Below are 18,320 nucleotides of genomic sequence, written 5' to 3' on the forward strand. Positions count from 1 at the left end.
GGATTTAGCCTTAATTTTGCTTTGGGTACAAATGCAGTTACGGGTACAAGGCGTAAGAGCGGCTATGCAAAGCTTGGATAACATTGAATTACTCTCAGGACTGACAGCGGCAGAGCGGCAGGAAATTGCCGCAAAATGTAGCTGGAAAACCTACTCGCCCGGAAAACAGATACTGGAAAAATCCAGCACCAGCCGCGACGTGTTTTTTGTCGTCTCGGGCAGTGTGAATATCGTCAATTTTGGTGTCTCCGGACGGGAAGTCGCTTATGCTACGGTTGAAGCGGGTCAGTATTTTGGTGAGCTTTCAGCCATTGACGGGCGTCCGCGTTCCGCAAATGTGATCGCGAACAAGGAATGTGTTCTGGCGTCCATGTCACCGGAAAATTTCACCGAACTGCTCAAAGATCATCCGGAAGTTTCCATTCAGGTATTGCAGCGGCTGGCCCGGATTATCCGTGTTAATGACGAAAGAATTCTGGACCTCTCCACGCTTGGCGCCGTGCAACGGGTTTGTCAGGAACTTCTGCGCATGGCGGAACCTGATCCGGTTACCCCCGGATCATGCTCATTTACCCTATGCCCACACAAAGTGCGATCGCCAGCAGGGTATCCACTACGCGCGAAACCGTGGCTCGTGTTCTGGGGCAATTGTCACATGATGACCTCGTCCTCAAGAAGGGTAAAAACCTGTACCTGAAAAACCGCGCCGGGATTGAAGAGCTGATCAACTCACTGGCAAGCTCGACATCAAACGTCGCGCGTTAGGCTATCGGTTAAGCCATTTTTCAATTCCCTTTGCAGCGGCGATCCCCGTTGCAAAGCAGGCCTGCAGTAAATATCCGCCGGTGGGGGCGTCCCAGTCAATCATTTCACCAGCGGCAAACAGACCGCTCCGTGATTTGATCATCAGGTTCTGATCCAGCTCCTCGCATTTGAGCCCACCTGAGCTGCTGATCGCTCGTTGCAAGGGGCGCGGGCGGTGGATGGCAACAGGTAATTTCTTGATCAATGCGGCGAGTTGCGTATCCGGCATGGCAGCGGAGCCACCCGCTTCATGAAGTAAAGCGATGGTTAAAGAAGATAGTTTAAGTTTTTTTCGTAAATAATTGGAAAAACTTAGTTTTTTGCGTGGTTCCTGAAGCCGCCGTAGAATTTTTTCTTCTGGCATATCCGGCAGCAAGTCCAACAGGGCTTGCGCCGAGCCATCTGATTTGCAGCTTTGAACGAGCTCCCGGCTAAGGGCATAGATTGCGCCTCCTTCAAGTCCGTATTTTGTAACAATCAGATCGCCGCGGATACGGTTTTCTTTGTGACTCATAGCGATATTTTTAAGCGGCTGCCCTTCAAATTTTTCTATTAAAAAGGGGCTCCAGTTACAGTCGAAACCGCAATTCAAGGGGGAGAAGTCTGTTGTCTTCAGCCCCGCATCCTGAAAGAGCGATAGCCAGCTTCCGCTTGCCCCTAAATGTGGGTAGCTGGCGCCGCCCATGGCAAACAGGATCGCGTCCGCCGTGAAATTCTGGCGGTGCCCATCACGATCTTTGAAGTGCAGATTTTGATTTTCGGGAAAAGCGGTGAGCGATTGGCCGAGATGAACCTGCAATCCATTCTCCAGCAATCGGCGGCTCCAGGCCCGCATCAGTTTGCTGGCTTTCATTTCCACAGGAAATACCCGGCCACTACTGCCAACAAACGTCTCGCTTCCCAGACCCTCAGCCCAGGATCTCAAAGCTTGCGGTGGAAAGGCTTCAATATGGGGTTTTAAAAATTCGGCTGCCTGTCCATATCGCTCTAGAAAATCGGGCAGGGGCTCGGAATGTGTCAGATTTAACCCGCCGCGTCCCGCGATCAGAAATTTGCGCCCAACTGAAGGTTTTTGATCAAACAGGTGGACTTCGAAACCCTGCTTCTGCGTCAAATATTCTGCTGCAAATAATCCCGCGGGGCCTCCGCCGACGATTGCAATCTTTTGGGGGTCAGTTTCGCTCATCTTACTGCTCGATCGAATTAACGGTCACGGATTTAATCAGTGCCCAAACGGTCGATCCCACTTTCAAATCAAGATCAGCCAATGATTTGCGCGTGATGCCTGCGTTGAGTGGTATCCCTGCATCCAACTCCACAAGGACAGAAGAAGCCGTATGATGAATTGCCATTATTTTGCATTTTAACTGGTTAAGTGTCGATATGTTGGGTATCTGGCTGGTGGCGAGGGATATGTCTTTTGCCCGAATACGAATGCGAACCCGCTCACCAATTCTGATCGGGCTTTGTGCAGGCAGCAGCAGTTGCCCCGCGGCCGTATCCAGTGTGACCAGCTCATGCGCGTCATCATGAGAGCTCACGACACCCTCAAAAACACTGCCCACACCAATCCCGCTCTGCTCAAGCAGAAGATCATGGCGCGAAAGGACCTCACCAATAGCACCTGCTGCCCGAACCTTCCCTGCGTTCAGAAGGACAATATGATCGGCAAGACGAAGAACTTCATCCAATGCGTGGGTAATATACAGGATCGTCAGATTAAATCTGTCTTGTAGGGTCTCGATCAATGACAGAATATGGGTTTTCCGATCCTGATCCAAACTGGACAGGGGTTCATCCATTATTAAGAGCTCAGGTTCGGCCAGCAAGGCACGGCCAATTGCCACTCTCTGGCGCTCTCCTCCTGAAAGATGTTTTGGATATCTCTCTAAAAGGTGTTTTATATCAATAGCTTCAATGATTTCTTCAAAGTTGTGGCTGGGGTGTTGTGGACATCCAAAAAGCAGATTTTCCTCAACTGTTTTATGTGGAAATAATAAATGATCCTGAAACACCATCCCGATGCGCCGTTCATGGGCAGGGATACAAATACCCCCCACCTCAAATAACGGTCGCGAATTCAGCTCAAGCCTTCCACTGTCTGCTGTTTCAAGTCCTGAAATTATGCGGGCAAGCTGGGTTTTCCCACTGCCTGAGGGTCCAAATAAAGCAGTAATGCCACTGGGTAACTCAAATTTGGCCGCAAGCGTGAAGTCTGCGAGCTGTTTTTTAATATCAAGGCGCAGGATTGCCATTACGTTCCCTCGCGCGTGGGTCGCTTGCGGACAAGCCATTCCGACAGGGCAATCGCTGCAAATGAAATCAGGACCGAGATTATGACAAGACGGATGACTTTATCATCGCCGCCGGGAATTTGTAGCAAACCGTATATTGCGATGGGCAGGTTGCGGGTTTCCCCCGGTATATTGGATACAAATGTAATGGTTGCTCCAAATTCTCCCAATGCTCTGGCAAAGCCGAGCGTGATCGCAGAGATAAATGAGGGAATAAGCAATGGGGCGGTAATGGTCAGAAAACGGCGAACTGGTCCTTTGCCAAGGGTTGCGGCCACTTCATTCAAACGCCAGTCATGGGTTTCAAACCCGCTTCGCAATGCCCGCACCATGAGTGGAAAGGACATGACAGCCGTTGCAATCACCGCACCGTGCCAACTGAAAATAAGTGAAATTTCAAAAGCCTCATGCAGCCACCTGCCAATGGGCCCATTACGCCCCAGCAGAACCAGCAGAAAATAACCGGTTACGACCGGGGGAATGACCAGCGGCAAATGAACAATGGCACTGAGGAGTGTCTTGCCCTTAAACTGACATCGGGCCAGCAGCCAGGCAATGAACAGGGCAGGCAGGGCGCTGATTGTGATGCACCAAAGTGCAATTTTCAGCGACAGGTAAATTACCTCCCATTCCTCTGCGCTTAAGCTCATCAGCGGATTTATTTATCTCCATACAGTTGGTCGGGGGATGTAAGAACATCTGCGATAATCTCGATCTGGCCGGATTTATCCACCTCGTTGAAGAAGCAGTTCCGGCGCCCGGTATGACAGGCGACACCTTTCTGATCCACCAGCAATAAAATCGTATCTCCGTCGCAATCCACCCGCAATTTCACCAGTTTCTGAACCTGCCCACTGCTTTCCCCTTTTCGCCAGTAGGCCTGACGGGATCTTGACCAGTAACAGACCTGACCAGTTTTCAGGGTTTCATCGATCGCAGCGCGGTTCATCCATGCCATCATCAAGACTTCACCAGTGTCATGCTGCTGGGCAATGGCCGGCACAAGTCCGTCTGAATTAAAGGTCAGCAACTCATCAAGGGAGGGAATATCAGTCATTGGCATTTGCTCTATTTCAACTTGTTCAAGCGCTCAAATCCGGCACTGAGGTCTGCAATCAGGTCGTCAGTATCTTCAAGTCCGATGTGCAGACGTAAAAGCGGGTTCGTGTTATCCCATTTCGTTGCTGTACGGTAGCTGCTCGGGTCAGCATAGATGATCAGACTTTCATATCCGCCCCAGCTATAACCCATACCAAATAATTCAAGATCGTCCATAAAGGCCGCAATCGCATCTCTACTGCAGGCGTTCAGGCGGAAGGAAAACAGTCCTGATGCGCCTAAAAAGTCTCTCTTCCAAAGATCATGTCCGGGATGATCTTCAAGTGCAGGGTGCAAAACACTGTGAACTTCGGGGCGACCTTTAAGCCACTCCGCCACCTTGATCGCATTTTCCATATGCTGTTTCAGGCGAACAGACAGCGTTCTCAAACCGCGCTGGGCCAAATACACATCGTCGGGTCCAGCGGTTTGTCCCATGATATTGGCGCACGCCTGAAGGGCCGGCCAATGCTCTTTGGTTGTGGTAACCGTTCCGATCATCACATCGCTATGACCAACGATATATTTTGTGCCTGCCTGAATTGAAACATCAACCCCATGCTCAAACGGTTTATAGTAAAGAGGGGATGCCCATGTATTGTCCATCAGCACCACTGCACCTGCCTTGTGCGCGGCCTCAGCGATTGCTGGAATATCCTGCATCTCGAAGGTCTGCGATCCGGGTGATTCTGTAAAAACGACTTTGGTATTGGGTTGGATCAGCTCTGAAATGCTACTTCCGATCAACGGATCGTAATAAGTCGTTTCCACACCGAATTTTTTCAGCATGTGGTCGCAATATTGCCGCGTGGGATTGTAGACACTGTCGGTGACCAGAATATGATCTCCTGCTTGAACAAACGTTTGAATTGCATGGGCGCAAGCCGCTAATCCAGATGGAAAAACCTGTGTCCTGTATCCACCTTCCAATTCGGCAACTGCATTTTCAAGCGACCATGTTGTTGGTGTCCCCATTCGCCCATAAGTCACAACCTGCTTGCCTTCCGCGCGGTCTTTATGGGCTTTTTGTAATTCAGAAAGTGAAGAATAAAGAACTGTCGAGGCGTGATATACAGGCGCATTAACTATTCCAAAATTAGTTTCTGGTGAACGGCCTGCTACCACAATTTTTGTTTCGTCTTTCATTATGATTACACCTCAGCAACACGAATTTCTTTTGTATTTCAATATAGGATTGAACGAATAGAGGGAAGAAAGAATTTAAGGTTAACGACCCTTGGAAATTGATGAAGTTAACAATTTGCTAAATTTTTCCGTTGACGGGTTAGGTAAAAATATTATCGTCATATACAAGCAGTCACCGAATTGGGAAAATCGGTTTCTGCGGGCCTTATGGCCTTTTTTACTTGTTCACTTATGGACTTGTGAATTGAAACAGAAAACTGACAGGAAGGTTATTTTATGAAAAAAGCGAGCTTTATTGCTGTCGCTACAGCAGCTACTTTGATGGCCGGTGCAGCAACTGCTGGCACCTTGGACGATGTTCGTGCAAAAGGCTTTATTCAATGTGGTGTGACAACAGGTCTTGCTGGATTTGCATCTCCAAACGATCAGGGTCAATGGGAAGGTTTCGACGTTGACTTCTGCCGGGCGATGTCCGCAGCGATCTTTGGTGATCCAGACAAGGTTAAATACACACCTACAACTGCTAAAGAGCGTTTCACAGCTCTGCAGTCAGGTGAAATTGACGTGCTTGCACGGAACACAACATGGACTCTGAGCCGTGATGTGAACCTCGGTTTCGAATTTGTTGGCGTGAACTACTATGACGGTCAGGGCTTTATGGTGAAAAAGTCACTGGGCGTGTCTTCAGCCAAAGAACTTGACGGCGCACGCGTATGTCTGCAGTCCGGTACAACAACTGAATTGAACCTCGCTGACTATTTCGCAGCGCAGGGCATGAGCTACGACTCAGTTCTCTTTGATACTGCCGACGAAGTTCGTGAAGCTTACATCAAAGACACATGTGACGTTTACACAACTGACCAGTCTGGCCTGTATGCACAACGTTCAGTGATCGCAGATCCTGATAATCACGTCGTTCTTCCAGAAGTGATTTCAAAAGAGCCTCTCGGCCCACTTGTCCGCCACGGTGACAATGCTTGGGGCGATCTGGCACGCTGGACACTCAATGCAATGATTGAAGCAGAAGAAATGGGCATTACGTCTGCAAACGCTGCTGAAATGAAAGGTAGCCAGAACCCTGGTATTGCCCGTCTGATGGGTGCATCAGGTGATCTGGGTGAGCAACTGGGCGTATCTAACGACTGGGCATACAACATTGTTTCCATGGTTGGTAACTATGGTGAAGTGTTTGAAAAGCATCTGGGCGCGTCAACACCGCTCAAGATTGCTCGTGGTCTGAACCAGTTGTGGAGCAAAGGTGGTATTCTGTATGCACCACCAGCACGCTAATCATAACTAGCTAGCTTAAGAGAGTGTGTGTCTCCGTGAGGCATGCACTCTTTTTGTTTTTGATTACGCATATACACTCCCGGAAGGAGCTGCCTTATGACTACAGATGTCTCAGGCCAAGCTGGAGTTAGTATGTGGCGGGACCCGAAAATCCGAGCGATTTTCTTTCAGGTTCTCGTTATCGCGCTATTCCTTGCTTTCGTATTATATGTGGGCAATAACACCATCATAAACCTTGAAAAACGTGGTATCGCGTCTGGTTTTGGTTTCTTGTCCCAGCCTGCCGGTTTCGGCATTGGCATCGTCCTGTTGATGGATTACAACGCACAGACATCAACGCATGCGGACGTCCTTATGATCGGTATAATCAATACCCTTGCGGTATCGTTATCCGGCATCGTGCTTGCAACAATTATCGGTTTTATCTTTGGTGTCCTGCGTCTATCCAAAAACTGGATGGTCGATAAGATTGCTGCAGTTTATATCGAGGTTGTTCGAAACATTCCGCTGCTGGTGCAGTTGCTGTTCTGGTATTTCGCTGTGCTCAGCGTCTTGCCACGTGTGGGCGACAGTATCACTTTTGGCTCAGACTACCTGATTAACAATCGGGGTTTCTATTTTCCGAAAATTATCCCTGAGGCTGGTTTTTCAGTTATCTGGATCGCTTTGATCATTGGTATCGTTGCAACCGTTTTCATCTCCAAATGGGCGCACAAGCGTCAGGACGAAACCGGTCAACCCTTTCCCGTCTTTCTGACAGGACTGGCCCTGATCATCGGTTTGCCAATATTGGGGGCTTTGGTCAGCGGCATGCCTTTCGAGTTTGAATATCCTGCAAAAGGGCGTTTCAACATCAAGGGTGGCTGGGTAATGGAGCCTGAATTTCTGGCGCTGTTCTTAGGCCTGAGTATTTATACCGGTGCCTTTATTGCGGAAATTGTCCGCGCCGGAATTAACTCGGTCAGCCACGGTCAAACCGAAGCGGCTCATTCATTGGGTATTCGGCCAAATATTACAATGCGACTTGTGATCCTGCCGCAGGCCTTGCGGGTGATCATTCCACCCCTTACCAGCCAGTATCTGAACCTGACCAAAAACTCCTCCTCGCAACTGCTGTGGGGTATCCGGAGATTGTGGCCATTTTCAGCGGAACGTCTCTGAACCAGACAGGGCAGGCAATTGAAATTATTGCGCTGACCATGCTGTTCTACCTGACGATCAGTTTGCTGATCTCTGCGTTCATGAACTGGTACAATAAACGTATTGCATTGGTGGAGAGGTAAGTCATGGCAATTGTAAAAACAGAACGCCATCCAGAAATGCCACCTCCGGTGTCGCAGACAGGCGTTATTGGCTGGCTTCGGGAAAATCTTTTCTCAAGCTGGCTTAACACGATCCTCACACTGGTGTCTTTGTATGTAGTCTGGGTGTCCATGTCGGCACTCATCAATTACGCCATTATTGACGCCAATTTTGTGGGAACTTCAAAAGCTGACTGTACGGGTGAGGGGGCCTGCTGGGTCTTTATCAAGGCCCGTTTTGGTCAGAATATGTACGGCTTCTATCCAGAAGAGCTGCGCTGGCGCGTGGATCTTGGATATATACTGGGGGCAATCGGCCTGTTCTTTGTTCTCTCTGACGTGGTCAAGAACAAAAAATGGCCGGCGATCTACTTGTTCGTGATTTACCCGGTCATCTGCTACTTCCTTTTCTACGGTGGTCTTGGCCTTGAAAAGGTTGAAACTTCACAGTGGGGTGGATTGTTCTTAACCTTGGTGCTGGCGTCGGTATCCATATTCGTGGCCTTGCCGCTGGGTATCATTCTGGCATTGGGGCGCCGATCGAACATGCCGGCAGTTCGCATGATGTGCGTTGGATTTATTGAGTTGATCCGCGCCGTCCCGCTGATTTCCGTGTTGTTCATGGCATCTGTGATGCTGCCTCTTTTTCTGCCAGAAGGTCAAAATTTTGACAAGCTGGTTCGTGCTCTTGTGGGCATGTCGCTTTTCTCCGCTGCTATATGGCAGAGGTGATCCGCGGTGGTCTGCAGGCCATTCCGAAAGGTCAGATGGAAGCCGCCAAGTCGCTTGGGCTTGGGTATTGGCAGGCGATGGCCTTCATCATTTTGCCGCAGGCTCTGAAAATCTCAATTCCAGCGATTGTGAATACCTTTATCGGTCTGTTCAAGGATACGACACTGGTTCTGATCATCGGTCTTCTTGATCTTCTCAGCATTGTAAAGGCGGGTACCACAGATAAAAACTGGTTGGGTATGGCAACCGAAGGCTATGTCTTCGTGGCTGCTGTATTCTGGGTATTCTGCTTTGGTATGTCACGATACAGCATCTGGTTGGAGAACAAACTCCACACCGGACATAAACGATAGGAGGCGGCAAATATGAGTGATGCAGCCATGAGTAAAGCACAGCAGGAAGCAGCCATTCAGATTATTGGCATGCACAAATGGTATGGTGATTTTCACGTTCTGCGAGATATCAACCTGACGGTTGAACGCGGTGAGAAAATTGTGGTGTGCGGACCTTCGGGCTCCGGTAAATCCACAATGATCCGTTGCATTAACCGGTTGGAAGAACATCAGCAGGGCCAGATCATCGTGGACGGAATTGAACTGACCAGCGATGTGAAGAAAATCGATGAAATCCGCCGTGAAGTGGGGATGGTGTTTCAGCATTTTAACCTCTTTCCTCATCTGACGGTTCTGGAAAACTGTACGCTGGCTCCGATTTGGGTGCGCAAAACACCTAAGGCCGAAGCAGAAGCGATTGCCATGAAGTTTCTGGAACGGGTTAAAATCCCGGATCAGGCTCTGAAATATCCTGGGCAATTGTCTGGTGGTCAGCAACAGCGTGTGGCAATTGCCCGCTCGCTCTGCATGAACCCTCGGATCATGCTCTTTGATGAGCCGACATCCGCACTGGATCCGGAAATGATTTCTGAAGTGCTTGATACAATGATCAGCCTTGCCGAAGAAGGTATGACAATGGTTTGCGTGACCCATGAAATGGGCTTTGCAAAAACTGTTGCGGATCGAGTTATCTTTATGGATCAGGGGGAAGTCATCGAACAGGCTCCGCCCACCGAGTTCTTCGAAAATCCACAAAGTGAACGAACAAAACTCTTCCTGTCGCAGATCCTCCATAACGGGTGATCGATATATGAAGATCAGAAAGCCTCCGGTGGAAACGCCGGGGGCTTTTTTGTCCGTAAATCCCACCCAGTCTCACTAATCATACAAATGAGGCGCCAGATTTGACTTATCTGAAATACGCTCTAAGCTGGTTTCATACAAAAAATACTGGCACAATGCGACATCTGGTGGTGGGAGACTGGAAAATGCGCCATAAATTGATTGTGTGTGTGACACAGCTGATTGCAGTGATGATCGGGGTTGGGATATCTCTTGGCATCCTGTCACTAACGACGGCACGGGAATGTCTGGTCGGGGGATACGGTTTTTGCCTGTTGGATACAGTGCTGATTACCGTTATGGGGGCGATTGCACTCATCTCTTTTGCCTTCGCCGCTCTCCTTTTCAAAGCCTATCGGATCAAATAAAAGCTAGCCTTTGCTTTTTCAATCGCGAATAGGTGCGATGCTTAATTCTTTTTGTTTGTAGGGGGCGTAGCCAAAGCGCTGATAGAGGGGCAGGGCCTTGGGGTGATCCAGTGTACAGGTGTTGACGGTGATGCAATCAGGATCACGCAGCCACGCCTGTTTGATGGCCCAGTCAAGAAAATAGGGCCCCAGTTTCATGCCGATGAATTCGGGCATGATGCCAAAATAGGCCAGATCCACTTCAGCCGGGAATTTACGGAAATTAAGCTCCGCATAGCCCGCCGGTACACCGCGGATATAGAGCACATAAATCTCCGTATCCTTGTGTTTGATAACCTCTTCCAGCTCTTCATCGCTCATTAATTTGCGATCCATCCATCCCCAGTCCCGGCCAACCGCATCATAAAGAAAGCGGTAAAAGGAAACTGTTGGATTTTCAGCTCGCTGAATGGCGTGCGGAATGGCCGGCGCAGGAATGGTTTGCGGCTTTGGCTTGTTCGTCATTTTCAAATAGGTGATCGTGACAGGCCATGACCCATCTGAATTTGGCTCAGGTTTCCGCTTTATTGGCATGTTATGCGCTTCCGTTTTGGACAGGCAGATTTTCATCAAGCGCCCATTCGGTCCAGGAGCCGTCATAGACGGCTGTATCCCGATGCCCAATCATATGCAGGCCAAAGGCGAGCACGCAGGCTGTGATGCCAGAGCCGCAGGAGGTAATAACCGGTTTTTTAATGTCAATGCCGGAGGTTTCAAAGGCTGCGCGTAGCTCTTCGCCGCTTTTGAGCGTTCCCTCATCTGTCAGAAGCTCATTAAAGGGCAGATTGTAAGAGCCGGGGATATGTCCACCGCGTAAGCCTTCGCGAGGCTCCGCCTCACTGCCTTCAAAGCGGCCTTTGGATCGCGCATCCAGAACCTGAGCCCGTGCGACTTCAACATTACGAAGTACCTGATCCTTGTCTTTAACCATCAGGGAATTCATACGTGATGTGAAATGTCGCTCCGCCGGGTGAGAGGGCATGTCGCTAATGGGGCGGCCCTCTGCCTGCCATTTGGCAAATCCACCATCCAGAATGGCGACGTCATCATGGCCAAAAAGGCGGATCATCCACCAGGCGCGCGCCGCGCTTCTAATGCCGGAGCCGTCATAGACGACGATCCTATTGCCATCTCCAAGGCCAAGTTTTCTAAGCTTGGACGAAAATTTCTCCGGTGCCGGGATCATATGCGGCAAATCCACGTCTGTATCGGCGATTTCGTCAATGTCGAAAAACACCGCACCTGGAATATGCGCTTTTTCAAATTCGGCTTTTGCATCTCTGTTTTCACCGGGCAGGTACCAGGATGCATCCACAATCCGAATGTCTGGCGCGGACATATTCAGGCTCAACCATTCAGTGGAGACGAGGGAGGTAGGATTGGCGTAAGACATATACTTCTCTTTCAGACGGTTGGGTCTCTATTTTCTATTCGTCAAAGATAAGTGAAACGCGCCTGTTTTGACGACCCTTTTTTTCAATTTTTCGCACCCGTACCCGGCCAATTTCCGAAGTGTTCTTCACATGGGTGCCGCCGCACGGCTGTAAATCCGTCTCTTCAATCTGAATAAGTCGGATATGACCGCTGCCACGTGGCGGCTTAACGGACATGGTTTTGACAAGGTCCGGTTTCGCGTCCAGTTCTTCATCGGTGATCCAGTCGGCGCTTACAGGTCGATTTTGCGAAATAAGGTCATTAAGCTTTTCGGTTATCTCGTCTTTATCGAGGGCCGCTTCGGGCAGATCAAAATCAAGCCGTCCTTTTCCATCAGAAACCTGTCCGCCCGTAACAGGATATGGCAGGACCGCTGAAAGCAAATGCAAACAGCTATGCATCCGCATAAGCCTGTGCCGCACTTCCCAGTTTATTTCAGCAGTAATCGTCTCGCCGACTTCAGGCAATGACTGGCCTTCTGCAGGGACATGGACCACTTCATCAGCATCTTTGCCTTTTACGGTTGTCGCAATGGTAATTTCTCGTCCATCCTCAAGGCGGAGCACACCCGTATCGCCGGGCTGGCCGCCGCCTGTCGGATAAAAGACTGTCTGGTCAAGGACAATACCTCCAAGTTCGTTGATTTCTGTGATTTTAGCTGTACAGCTTGTTAAATAGGAATCTTCGCGAAAAAGCGCTCTTGTCATTGATCCTCCAGCTCCCGGATGTGTCAGGCTCCCTTGATCCAGGGAGCGATTGGCAGGTTATTTTCCTTCAGCATATCAACATCCATCAGCTTGCTAAAGTATTTTTGTGCCGTATCACAGAGGATCGTGACGATGGTATGTCCCGGTCCCATTTCCTTCGCCATGCGAATGGCGCCTGCCACATTTACACCAGAGGAAAGACCCATCTGCAGCCCTTCTTTGATATTCAGATCATACAGCACTTCAAGGGCTTCCGCGTCCGTAATTTGATAGGGCATATCAATATCAAGGCCTTCCAGATTGGCTGTAATGCGCCCCTGTCCGATACCTTCCGTGATTGAGCTTCCGGATGCTTTGAGCTCTCCGTTTTTGTAATACTCAAAAAGTGCGGCACCCATGGGATCCGCGATGCCGATCTTGACATCGCTTTTACGCTCCCGCAGCGCATCAGCGGTTCCCGCCAGTGTTCCGCCACTGCCAACGGCACAGATAAAGCCGTCAATCTTGCCATCCAGTTGCGCAAAAATCTCAGGTCCGGTTGTTTTGTAATGACCAAGTTTATTTGCGACATTATCAAATTGATTGGCCCAGATGGCTCCATGCTCGGCCGTCTTGGCAATTTCTTCTGCCAATCGGCCTGAATATTTAACGTAATTGCCCGGGTCTTTATAGGGTTTGGCCGGAACCAGTCGCAAATCTGCGCCGCAATATTTCAATAGCGCTTTTTTCTCATCCGTCTGGGTTTCGGGCATGACAATGACTGTCTTGTAACCTTTTGCATTGGCCACAAGTGCAAGGCCAATCCCTGTATTTCCAGCGGTTCCCTCAACAATTATACCGCCCGGCTCCAACAGGCCTTTCTCTTCCGCATCCTCAATAATTGCAAGTGCTGCGCGATCCTTTACCGACCCTCCCGGGTTCAGAAATTCCGCCTTTCCGTAGATCTCGCACCCGGTCGCTTCGGAGGCAGCAGTCAGGCGAATAAGGGGTGTATTGCCGATTGTATCGACGAAATCTTTGCGCAGTGTCATGTTGATCTCTGTGAATTATGTAAATAGCACTAAATTACTGTTAATCTATGGAATAACCCCCAAAACTGCAAGGGTATGTTTTAATCATCCACCTTGGATTGAATGGAACCGGACGGAGATCACATTTTTAAAATATTAAGACTTTTCATCGATAACTGATTGACGGTAAAACAGGTTGAGTATGGATGAGAGTTGTAATGCGTGCCAGAAGTAGTGCAGGGGGCTGTAATGGGTGACATATCGCCCGTAAATAACAAGCATAATCGCGATAAAAGCAAGCGGGTGGATGCAGGGCAGGGCGCGGATGATGCAATCTTTCGGGCGTTGCTGGAAAATGCAGCCATTGCCATGGTTGTTACCCGAAATGACATATTTTTATATGCCAATGAATTCGCACTCGAACTGTACGGTATGAAAGATCAGGGCATGGTCGGGCATCATGTTCATGAATTTCATGAAGATCTGGAAGGCCTTCTGGAATTTCAGAAAAAACTGGCAGATGGCGAAAAAGTCATGAACCACCGTTTGGAAGTGGTTACCCCGCAAGGAGCGCGCAAAACCATTCTCTTCACATCGACCCGAGGCATGTATCAGGGGGAACCTGCCAATTTTTCTGTGCTGCAGGATTATACCGAATTTGTGCAAAGCCAGCTTGTCTATGAGCAACAGGAACAGCAGCTCCTTAAATTGCTCGAACTGATCCCCGATGCTTTGATTGTTCAGTCCGAAGGCACTCTGCTCTATGTAAATCAGGGAGCAGTCAACTTGTTCGGGGCAAAAAATGCGCACGAGATGCTGGGGAGAAGCTCACTTGATTTGGCCGCACCTTCGTACCGTGACAAGATCTTGGAGCTCCGCTTTGAGGTGGAGCAGCATGGCAGCAAGGTCGATCTTGAAACGCGCCATGTTCGCCGCGATGGAACCGAGTTTCCCTCGCAGATGTATGCGCAGCCCGTGCTCTGGAATGGCCGTCCCGGTACACTCAGCATCGTTCGTGATGTTTCACAAGAGGTAGACTATCTGGCACGCCTGCATCAGAAAGATCGCGAAATGGAACTGGCACAGCAGCTAGGGCGCGTCGGTCATTGGCGTATCAAGATTGATAATCTGGATGTGGAATGGTCGCGTTCCCTCTATGAAATGCATGGCCTTGAACTGGATGATACCGACCTTGATATGGAGCTCGCCAGCTCCATGGTGGTAGAAGAAGATCGCGCCCTTATGGAGGAGGCCATCAACAATTGCCTCCGAACAAGATCCCAGCAATCCTATGAAGTACGACTACGAACTCCTCAAAATGAAATTCGGTATATGGTCGGGATTGTGCAGCCAGATGTTATCGAAGATGGCTTGGTTAAATCTGTATTTGGCTTCGCACAGAATGTCACGCAGCGGCGGGAGCTTGAAGAAAGATTGCGCCAGTCCCAGAAAATGGAGGCTATCGGCCAGCTCACAGGTGGTATCGCTCACGATTTCAATAACCTGCTTGCTGTTATTCGCGGAAATGCAGAGCTTTTGCTAGAGCCGGACACCTTAAAAGGGGAGGCTCGGCCAAAGGCGCTTAAAAATATTATCACAGCATCCGACCGTGGGGCTGACCTGACCAAAAACATGTTGGCTTTCGCTCGCGATCAGCAGCTTAACCCTGTTGTAAGCACTTTGGACACACCGGTTCGCAATACGGTTTCCATGTTGCAACGGACAATTGGGGAAGAGATTGAAATTGCCCTCAAAATCGGGCGAAAACTCTGGCCTTGTCTGGTGGATACGGGGCAGGTGGAAAATGCATTGCTGAATCTGGTGGTAAATGCCCGTGATGCCATGCCGAAGGGCGGGCGCCTGACAATCTCTCTTAAAAACCATGTGCAGAAAACACCGCGTCAGTTTCAAGAAGACGAAATGCCCTCCGGTGATTATGTGATGCTTAGCGTACGTGACACGGGCATGGGTATTGATCGGGAAAAGTTGAAGCAGGTCTTTGATCCCTTTTTCACAACCAAAGAGGTGGGCAAGGGAACCGGGCTCGGCCTGTCCATGGTTTATGGCTTTATTCGGCAATCATCCGGCTTTGTATCCATCAGCTCGACAAAGGGTAAAGGAACCCGTGTTGACATCTATTTACCGCGAGTTGGGATCGAATAAACCAATATTGCCGAATCGCTGTTTGTTAACCATATTTAATTAAGAATCATCTCTAGGTAGTTGATAAAACTGCTGAAAAATTTACAAAACATGGTTAATTTTCTGTCGTCGGAAGTTTCACTTTCGATTTTACATGTCAATTTTCTTAAAAATTAACAAAAAGTAAACAAAACAGATTGTTCGATAGAAAACAATAATGTTATTAAATCTCCACGTGCATATGTATCAGGTTCGCTCAAAGTCACAGAGCAAGATTTAAAACGGAGAATGAGCCTCATCATTAGCATTATTGTTCGTGTTTCAGGCCCATCTCACTAAAGAACAATTGGATGCGCTAACATGAAACAGTTTCTATTTGCTTTCGCGGTATTTCTACTAACAGCAGGCACCAGTAATGCCGCCATCAAGACCTATGATATTTCTTGGACCGGGACGAGCAACTATTCTTTGGTAGGTAATTTTTCATTTAATGCTGCCACCGCGGGTGAGCACGTAAATGAAAATGAACTTCTTTCATTCTTCATTGAAGGGTTTCGCGGTACTACGTCAATCGGAACTTACAGTGGCCGGGTTTTAAACTTTAATTTTAACACCGCTACCGAAGAGTTTGTGATTGGTGGCTCTGTCACTTCCGGCTCGGGCCAATTATGGAACCATGACAGACCAGGGATCGGGTTTACTTCCAGCGCTAGAACTCAGGCGTTGCTGCTCAATTACAGCCTCGTAAATAGTATTCCTGTTGAAAATTCTACGCTGACAGCAACTCTCTCCAGCGTTCCTCTGCCTCCGGCGGCTCTTTTATTCAGCGCTGCATTGGGCGGGCTCGGCTTCTTTACACGCCGTCGTCGCTTGAAAGCGGCTGCATGACATTTGCTTTGCTCAAGCGTCTGAAAAAGGGCCGCAGGGCCCTTTTTTATTGCCCGAATTAAGGGAGCTCAGTATCAAGGCATAATGACAAACACCTTCACTATTCGCACCGCAACGCCGTCTGATTTTGCTATCCTTCCTGCTTTGGAGCTTAATGCCGCAGCGGCTTTTGCCGCCCTTGATATGACGGATATCGCAAGCCTGCCTCCCATTGGGGAGCAGGATTATGTTACTCATCAAAACTCTCAGCACGTCCTGCTTGCTGAGATGGACGAGCGGCGGGTCATTGGCTTTTGCATTTTGCGAGAAATGGATGGGCAAGGATATTTCCGGGAATTGGGGGTTGCGATTGACCATGCCGGACAGGGCGTTGGCCGGCGGCTTCTGGATGCGGCTGTTCAGTGGGCACGGGCATCTAGCTATGACTATCTTTTACTCACGACCTTTGAACATGTCCCTTTTAATGCCCCATTTTACGAGCGCTATGGTTTTGTGCGCCTGCAACCTGGTGACCCTTTTCCCGCACTGGCCCGGCAATTAAGATCGGAACGCGACGGAATATTGGGCAATTACGCCCGCGTCGCCATGCGATACCATCTGTAGCAGCCGAATTAGACCCTCCAGTGATTTACAGGCGCTCTGCAATTGGCTACCTTCTTTAAAATCAAAAAATAATAAAAATCAGGTGGGTCTTATGTCATTTCAAACCAGCAATCTGGAAGCAATCAGTGATACGTTCTCTTCTTTCCTCAAAGCGCATCGCCTTGAGTGGGAAAAGTCGCAAACGGCCCCTCGTAACCTTTTTGAAAAGGCGGCAGAATGCGGTCTGCTGGGCTTGGAAACACCTGTGCGCTTTGGCGGTTTGGGGGCCCCTTTCTCGGATAAGGTGGCGCTGGCGCGAAAACTTTCAGAGCACTCCATGGCGGCGGCTTTTGCTCTCATTAACAGTCAGAATGTAGCATCTCGCCTCCGCGGCAGTGATCACGCGAGACATCATGAAATGGCAGATGAAATTCTCAGCGCGACGCGAATTGGCTGCACGGCCCTCACTGAGCCACAAGCTGGCAGTGATTTCTCATCCATTACCACGACCGCAACGCAAACGGCGGATGGCTGGATCATAAATGGCAGTAAAGCTGGATTACCAACGCGGCCTATGCCGATACAATTATGCTATATGCCCAAACAGATGCCAGCAAGGGATGGCGGGGGATCGCCAGTTTCGTCATTGATGCGCGCAAGCCCGGTTTCACGCGCGGTGAAATCTATCGGCTCATTGGCGGTCATATCATCGGCGCAGGCGAATTTCACTTAAAGGATTACCATGTTGATGCCGCTGATATGCTCAGCCTCCGGAAGAAGCCTTTAAATATGCCATGTCCTCCATCAATGGCGCGCGCACCTATGTCGCTGCCATGTGTGCTGGGATGATGCAAAATGCCCTTGATCTGGCAGTTGATTACGGGCGCGATCGCACCGCATTTGGACGTCCCCTTGTTGAGCATCAGGGGCTTAAATGGTCGTTAAGTGACGTCGCCACGCATATTGCTGCGCTCGATGCGCTGGTTGGCAAGGCTGCACAGCTTATTGACGCGGGCGAGGATGCGGTCCTCGCCGCGGCCCATGCTAAAAAACTGGCGGGGGAGGTGACGATCCCCTCAATTACGGCCTGTATGCAGGCCATGGGGGCTAACGGATTGCGCGAAGAACATTTTCTGGGGCAGCATCTGGCTGCAGCCAAAATTGCGGCATTCACGGATGGCTCCACCGAAATGATGAAAGAGCGGATCGCGGCACAATTTTAACGGCAAGTTGAAAAAAGAGTGAGGATGCGGAAAACCGTGAACAATTTATGACACCGGCCAAAAATTAATAAAATTTTAACCTTTTTA

18 protein-coding genes and 3 pseudogenes are annotated in these 18,320 nt (G+C 49.5%); 12 read left to right on the top strand and 9 right to left on the bottom strand.

What is annotated here, in order from left to right; translation table 11 throughout:
• Positions 1 to 64 precede the first annotated feature (64 nt).
• Together JCM23214_RS19820 and JCM23214_RS26600 are read left to right on the top strand one after the other, a co-directional pair.
• Positions 65 to 697 carry a Crp/Fnr family transcriptional regulator gene (locus JCM23214_RS19820; RefSeq protein WP_159104323.1) on the top strand — a complete coding sequence of 211 codons (633 nt, stop codon included), beginning with the start codon at positions 65 to 67 and terminating at the stop codon, positions 695 to 697.
• The gene (locus JCM23214_RS26600) at positions 640 to 765 is read left to right on the top strand and encodes a hypothetical protein (RefSeq protein WP_369405897.1); all 126 of its coding nucleotides are present in this window, start codon (positions 640 to 642) and stop codon (positions 763 to 765) included. The genes JCM23214_RS19820 and JCM23214_RS26600 overlap by 58 nt, the downstream gene beginning before the upstream one ends.
• A gap of 1 nt (position 766) precedes the next feature.
• Here JCM23214_RS26600 and JCM23214_RS08500 read toward each other — a convergent pair whose 3' ends face one another.
• From JCM23214_RS08500 to metC, 5 genes are read right to left on the bottom strand one after another with little or no spacing between them, the layout of a single operon-like run.
• Positions 767 to 1,990 (bottom strand): TIGR03862 family flavoprotein, encoded by a 1,224-nt coding sequence (locus JCM23214_RS08500; protein ID WP_025898578.1) that lies wholly within the window; start codon positions 1,988 to 1,990, stop codon positions 767 to 769.
• 1 nt (position 1,991) lies between these two features.
• Positions 1,992 to 3,059: a molybdenum ABC transporter ATP-binding protein gene (gene modC, locus JCM23214_RS08505; RefSeq protein WP_025898579.1), complete on the bottom strand. Its 1,068-nt coding sequence runs from the start codon at positions 3,057 to 3,059 to the stop codon at positions 1,992 to 1,994.
• On the bottom strand, positions 3,059 to 3,748 hold the full coding sequence (modB, locus tag JCM23214_RS08510) for a molybdate ABC transporter permease subunit (RefSeq protein ID WP_025898580.1): 690 nt from the start codon (positions 3,746 to 3,748) through the stop codon (positions 3,059 to 3,061). The genes modC and modB overlap by 1 nt, the downstream gene beginning before the upstream one ends.
• A gap of 8 nt (positions 3,749 to 3,756) precedes the next feature.
• Entirely contained in the window at positions 3,757 to 4,161 is a 405-nt protein-coding gene (hisI, locus tag JCM23214_RS08515; RefSeq protein ID WP_148301807.1) for a phosphoribosyl-AMP cyclohydrolase, read from the bottom strand.
• 5 nt (positions 4,162 to 4,166) lie between these two features.
• Positions 4,167 to 5,342: a cystathionine beta-lyase gene (metC, locus tag JCM23214_RS19825; protein ID WP_037493189.1), complete on the bottom strand. Its 1,176-nt coding sequence runs from the start codon at positions 5,340 to 5,342 to the stop codon at positions 4,167 to 4,169.
• A gap of 276 nt (positions 5,343 to 5,618) precedes the next feature.
• Between metC and JCM23214_RS08530 the strand changes: the two genes are divergently transcribed.
• From JCM23214_RS08530 to JCM23214_RS08550, 5 genes and pseudogenes are all read left to right on the top strand, one after another.
• Complete coding sequence (locus JCM23214_RS08530; RefSeq protein ID WP_025898583.1) at positions 5,619 to 6,632, top strand: amino acid ABC transporter substrate-binding protein; 1,014 nt, start codon at positions 5,619 to 5,621, stop codon at positions 6,630 to 6,632.
• A gap of 96 nt (positions 6,633 to 6,728) precedes the next feature.
• Positions 6,729 to 7,915: pseudogene (locus JCM23214_RS19830) on the top strand (amino acid ABC transporter permease).
• Between the two features lie 3 nt (positions 7,916 to 7,918).
• A pseudogene (locus JCM23214_RS19835) lies at positions 7,919 to 9,018 on the top strand (amino acid ABC transporter permease).
• A 12-nt stretch (positions 9,019 to 9,030) separates the two neighbouring features.
• Positions 9,031 to 9,801 carry an amino acid ABC transporter ATP-binding protein gene (locus tag JCM23214_RS08545; RefSeq protein WP_199899446.1) on the top strand — a complete coding sequence of 257 codons (771 nt, stop codon included), beginning with the start codon at positions 9,031 to 9,033 and terminating at the stop codon, positions 9,799 to 9,801.
• Positions 9,802 to 9,902: 101 nt separating this feature from the next.
• Positions 9,903 to 10,208 (top strand): hypothetical protein, encoded by a 306-nt coding sequence (locus JCM23214_RS08550; RefSeq protein ID WP_025898585.1) that lies wholly within the window; start codon positions 9,903 to 9,905, stop codon positions 10,206 to 10,208.
• Positions 10,209 to 10,226: 18 nt separating this feature from the next.
• On the opposite strand, the gene JCM23214_RS08555 is transcribed toward JCM23214_RS08550, so the two are convergent.
• Genes JCM23214_RS08555 through JCM23214_RS08570 form a run of 4 tightly spaced genes read right to left on the bottom strand, consistent with a single transcriptional unit; the run spans position 10,227 to position 13,419 of the window.
• A complete protein-coding gene (locus tag JCM23214_RS08555) occupies positions 10,227 to 10,847 on the bottom strand; it encodes a GNAT family N-acetyltransferase (RefSeq protein WP_234397685.1) in 621 nt (206 codons plus the stop codon).
• Positions 10,783 to 11,640: a 3-mercaptopyruvate sulfurtransferase gene (sseA, locus tag JCM23214_RS08560; RefSeq protein WP_025898587.1), complete on the bottom strand. Its 858-nt coding sequence runs from the start codon at positions 11,638 to 11,640 to the stop codon at positions 10,783 to 10,785. The genes JCM23214_RS08555 and sseA overlap by 65 nt, the downstream gene beginning before the upstream one ends.
• 34 nt (positions 11,641 to 11,674) lie before the next feature.
• Positions 11,675 to 12,388 (bottom strand): alanyl-tRNA editing protein, encoded by a 714-nt coding sequence (locus JCM23214_RS08565; protein WP_025898588.1) that lies wholly within the window; start codon positions 12,386 to 12,388, stop codon positions 11,675 to 11,677.
• Positions 12,389 to 12,411: 23 nt separating this feature from the next.
• Complete coding sequence (locus JCM23214_RS08570; RefSeq protein WP_025898589.1) at positions 12,412 to 13,419, bottom strand: cysteine synthase A; 1,008 nt, start codon at positions 13,417 to 13,419, stop codon at positions 12,412 to 12,414.
• Positions 13,420 to 13,647: 228 nt separating this feature from the next.
• Between JCM23214_RS08570 and JCM23214_RS22330 the strand changes: the two genes are divergently transcribed.
• The 5 genes and pseudogenes from JCM23214_RS22330 to JCM23214_RS08595 all read left to right on the top strand — a co-directional run bounded on the left by JCM23214_RS22330 (position 13,648) and on the right by JCM23214_RS08595 (position 18,233).
• Positions 13,648 to 15,561 carry a hybrid sensor histidine kinase/response regulator gene (locus JCM23214_RS22330; protein ID WP_025898590.1) on the top strand — a complete coding sequence of 638 codons (1,914 nt, stop codon included), beginning with the start codon at positions 13,648 to 13,650 and terminating at the stop codon, positions 15,559 to 15,561.
• Positions 15,562 to 15,900: 339 nt separating this feature from the next.
• Positions 15,901 to 16,428 carry a VPLPA-CTERM sorting domain-containing protein gene (locus tag JCM23214_RS08580; protein ID WP_025898591.1) on the top strand — a complete coding sequence of 176 codons (528 nt, stop codon included), beginning with the start codon at positions 15,901 to 15,903 and terminating at the stop codon, positions 16,426 to 16,428.
• A gap of 84 nt (positions 16,429 to 16,512) precedes the next feature.
• Entirely contained in the window at positions 16,513 to 17,031 is a 519-nt protein-coding gene (locus tag JCM23214_RS22335; protein WP_025898592.1) for a GNAT family N-acetyltransferase, read from the top strand.
• A gap of 91 nt (positions 17,032 to 17,122) precedes the next feature.
• A pseudogene (locus tag JCM23214_RS08590) lies at positions 17,123 to 17,859 on the top strand (acyl-CoA dehydrogenase family protein).
• Complete coding sequence (locus tag JCM23214_RS08595) at positions 17,805 to 18,233, top strand: acyl-CoA dehydrogenase family protein (protein ID WP_025898594.1); 429 nt, start codon at positions 17,805 to 17,807, stop codon at positions 18,231 to 18,233. The pseudogene JCM23214_RS08590 and the gene JCM23214_RS08595 overlap by 55 nt, the downstream one beginning before the upstream one ends.
• Positions 18,234 to 18,320: the final 87 nt, after the last annotated feature.

This window comes from Sneathiella glossodoripedis JCM 23214, assembly GCF_000616095.1.
Lineage (GTDB): Bacteria > Pseudomonadota > Alphaproteobacteria > Sneathiellales > Sneathiellaceae > Sneathiella > Sneathiella glossodoripedis.